Source organism: Streptomyces sp. cmx-4-9, from assembly GCF_046548835.1.
Lineage (GTDB): Bacteria > Actinomycetota > Actinomycetes > Streptomycetales > Streptomycetaceae > Streptomyces.
This window is the reverse complement of sequence record NZ_JAEBEE010000023.1, coordinates 1-3,173: the sequence shown is the minus strand read 5'-3', so window position 1 is coordinate 3,173 and position 3,173 is coordinate 1. Positions and strand designations below refer to the sequence as shown.

The window sequence follows — 3,173 nt, the reverse complement described above, 5'->3', positions numbered from 1 at the left end:
CACGCTGTTGAGTTCTCAAGGAACGGACGCTTCCTTTGTACTCACCCTCTCGGGCTTTCCTCCGGGCTTCGTTCTTCGTTTCCGACTCTATCAGACTCTTTCGTGTCCGATTCCCGGTCGAAGCGGGATTCGCTTTCCAGGATTCCGCTTTCGCGTTTCCCTTTCCGGCGAGTCCGACTCTATCAGAAGTTCTCCACCGGTTTTACCGGCTTCGGATTCCCGAATGGTTGAGACGGAGGGTCCCTGTCTGGAATTGCATTCCTCAGGGAGTGCTGCCGAACGTGCAGTTCGAGGCAACCGCTCCACTCTACAACTCCCCGGGCGAGGCACCAAATCCGCCCCGGAGCGCTCCCGTGACCAGCCATCAGCCGCGCCGGCAACCCGAACCACAGCCGGCCGACCCCGGAGCAGGTGGTCCACAGCGAGCACTACTAACGGGCTGGCGGACAGACCGTAGGACACCTGGCACAAGGCATGTCCCTGCTTCACCCCGAGACGCAGGGCCGGCTTCAGCAAGGCTCCGCGGCCCTCCACCACCACCCGCACGTCCCGCCGGCAGCGTTGTCCTCCCAGAGGCACCCCAGTGCCCGGGCTCGCCACCACGGGGAACCGATCTGCCGCGGACGGCGGTCCCCCGCGAAGTCAGCGGTTCAGGTGTGCGTTGAGGCGGGCGGCCTGGCGGGTGAGGTGGTCGCGTTCGGCGAGGTTGGTCGCCTTCGCGGCCGCTTCGGCGTACTGCCGTGCCGCCGTCGCCAGGTCGCCGTCCCGTTCGTGCAGGTACGCGGAGACTGCGGTGTGGCGGGGCAGTGTGTCCTCCAGGGTGCCGAGGGCGGCCAGGCCGGCGCGCGGCCCGTCCGCCTCCCCGACCGCCACCGCACGGTTGAGCCGGACGATCGGGCTGTCGGTGAGGCGCGCGAGCTCGTCGTACCACTCCACGATCTGCACCCAGTCCGTCTCGTCCGCCGTCGGCGCATCCGCGTGCAGCGCCGCGATCGCGGCCTGCGCCTGGAACTCACCGAGCCGGTCCCGTACGAGCGCCCGCTGGAGGATCGCCACGCCCTGGGCGATCAACACGGTGTCCCACCGGCTCCGGTCCTGCTCTGCCAGCGGCACCAGGCTGCCGTCCGCCGCGGTCCGGGCGGCGCGCCGGGCGTGGTGGAGCAGCATCAGTGCGAGCAGCCCCGCCACCTCGGGGTGGTCGATCGCGGCCGCCAGCCGGCGGGTGAGCCGGATGGCCTCGGCGGCCAGGTCGACGTCGCCGGTATATCCCTCGTTGAACACCAGGTAGAGGACGCGCAGCACCGTGGCGACGTCGCCGGCCTGATCGAACCGCACCCCGCTCACGGTGCGTTTCGCCCGGTTGATGCGCTGCGCCATGGTCGCTTCCGGTACCAGGTAGGCCTGGGCGATCTGCCGGGTCGTGAGCCCGCCGACGGCGCGCAAGGTGAGCGCCGCCGCGGAGGACGGTGTCAGCGACGGGTGTGCACACAGGAAGTACAGCTGCAGCGTGTCGTCCACCGCGGACGCGGGGCCCGGCGCCGGTTCCTCGTCCACCAGGTCCTCGCGCCGCCGGCGGGCGGTGTCCGCCCGGGTCGCGTCGAGGAACCGGCGCCAGGCCACGGTGACCAGCCAGCCCTTCGGGTCCCGCGGGGGAGCGTCCGGCCAGACCCGGACCGCCTCGACCAGCGCGTCCTGCACGGCGTCCTCGGCCGCGGCGAAGGGCGCTCCGCGGCGGACGAGGATGCCGAGCACGTTCGGCGTGAGGCTCCTCAGCAGGACCTCGTCCATCTCAGTGGCAGTCGGTGACGTTGGGGGACGCGGCCAGGAACGGGCGCACCTCCACCCATTCGTGGATGGGCTTGCCGCCCGACCCGGGTGCGGCCGACAGTTCACCGGCCAGTTCGACGGCCCGCTCGTAGGTGTCGACGTCGATCGTCATCCAGCCGGCGATGAGGTCCTTGGTCTCGGCGAAGGGGCCGTCGGTGACCGGCGGCCGGCCCTCACCGTCGTAACGCACCCACGCTCCCTCGGGGGCGAGGGCCTGACCGTCGACGAACTCCCCGGTCTTCTCCAACCGAGCCGCGAAGTCGATCATGTACTGCACGTGCGCCGTGATCTCCTCGGGCGTCCACCGGTCCATGGGTACGTCGTTGGCCGGAGCCGGAGCGCCGCGGTAGTGCTTCAGCAGCAGGTACTTGGCCATGGTGTTCTCCTCGGTCCTGGTGCGACCCGTGCCGGCCGCGTTCACTGCAGGGACGGAGCCGGCCGCGCGTTCTCGACATCGGAAGCGAACTTTTTCCGCTGCCTTTTTCCGCCTGCGTGCCGCGGCCCGTCGGGGCGGGGTCTCAGAGGTTCACGCGCTTCAGGTACACGCGGCTGCGGTGCGGGATCGTCTGGTACCAGACCAGCAGGTGTTCGTCCTCGTACGTCCGCAGCCGCATCGGGTGGGGGTCCTCGTAGAGGCTGCCGTCCTTCGGGTCGATCGCCATCGACGCCAGGTCCACCAGGCCGTCCATGACCGCATCGACGAGTGCCAGCTGCTCGGCGGGCATGTCCCCGAGCACCCACGGGCGGCCGGGGCCGCACTCCCAGGCCCAGCCGCTGTCGTTGAGGACGCCCTCGCCCCTCGGGGTCACAGGCCGATGTCCTGCTGGGCCTCGGCGAGGATGCGGCTGCTGGTGGCCATGGCTTCCCGGAACTGCTGCTCGGAAGCCTCGGGGTCGCCGGTGATCCGTTCCGCTTCGTGGAGGGCGGCGGCTCGGGCCGGCCAGCGGTGGATGGCTACGTGTGTCGCCCACTTGATCAGGAAGAACCGCAGCGGATTGATCGCCCCGGTCTCCGCGGCGCGGTCGAAGGCCTCGTTGCATTCTTTGTCGAGCACGGCCAGGTTGGCCATGTCGATACGGCGTACGGCGTCCCGCAGGGCCTCCCGCGTCATGGCCGGCTGCGGGATGAGCGGGCCGCCGTCGTCCAGCTGCTGTGCTGTCATCGCGTCCTCCTGGGGAACGCTCGCCAGGATACCCAGCCGGCCGTTCGTATCCGGTCCGGAACGCAGAAAAGCCCCGCACCGTGCCCGTGAAGGGCTGGTGCGGGGCTTTCCCACAATGATTGTTCGGCGGCGTCCTACTCTCCCACAGGGTCCCCCCTGCAGTACCATCGGCGCTGAAAGGCTT

At 69.9% G+C, this 3,173-nt stretch carries 4 protein-coding genes; all 4 read right to left on the bottom strand.

Annotated features, from left to right (window positions below):
- Nucleotides 1–642: 642 nt before the first annotated feature.
- A complete protein-coding gene (locus ACLJTM_RS34565) occupies nt 643–1,788 on the bottom strand; it encodes an RNA polymerase sigma factor (RefSeq protein ID WP_411107791.1) in 1,146 nt (381 codons plus the stop codon).
- Between the two features lies 1 nt (nt 1,789).
- On the bottom strand, nt 1,790–2,203 hold the full coding sequence (locus ACLJTM_RS34560) for a YciI family protein (RefSeq protein ID WP_411107790.1): 414 nt from the start codon (nt 2,201–2,203) through the stop codon (nt 1,790–1,792).
- A 142-nt stretch (nt 2,204–2,345) separates the two neighbouring features.
- Nucleotides 2,346–2,636, bottom strand: a complete 291-nt coding sequence (locus ACLJTM_RS34555) for a hypothetical protein (RefSeq protein WP_411107789.1) — start codon at nt 2,634–2,636, stop codon at nt 2,346–2,348.
- A complete protein-coding gene (locus ACLJTM_RS34550; RefSeq protein WP_411107788.1) occupies nt 2,633–2,989 on the bottom strand; it encodes a hypothetical protein in 357 nt (118 codons plus the stop codon). The genes ACLJTM_RS34555 and ACLJTM_RS34550 overlap by 4 nt, the downstream gene beginning before the upstream one ends.
- Nucleotides 2,990–3,173 lie beyond the last annotated feature (184 nt).